We start from the raw sequence: 300 nt of genomic DNA on the forward strand, positions 1-300 counted from the left end.
CGGCTTGGGGGGCTTTGGTGCGCGGGCGTGCGCCGGGCGCGGAGGAGCGCCCCCGCACCCCGTCAATGATCACCGTGCAGTGTGTGCCAGAGTTGCCCCGCCCGGAGGGTTTGCACGTACCGTACGGGCGGGGCAGGGGCGGCTTCGTGAGCGAGCAGAGCGCGGTGAGGACAGGGTGACCCGGACCATCATGCTGCCGGCCACGCTGGAGGAGGCCGTCGAGGCGCTGGCCGCCGCGCCGGCCGCCGTCCCGGTCGCCGGCGGCACCGACCTCAGGGGCGCCGTCAACGCCGGGCTGCT

Annotated in this window: 1 pseudogene; it reads left to right on the forward strand. The window is 75.7% G+C overall.

What is annotated here, in order from left to right:
- Positions 1–190 precede the first annotated feature (190 nt).
- Positions 191–300, forward strand: a pseudogene (locus tag LO771_RS30270) (FAD binding domain-containing protein); the annotation flags it as partial.

This window comes from Streptacidiphilus sp. ASG 303 (genome assembly GCF_020991365.1).
In the GTDB taxonomy this organism is placed as follows: Bacteria; Actinomycetota; Actinomycetes; order Streptomycetales; family Streptomycetaceae; genus Peterkaempfera.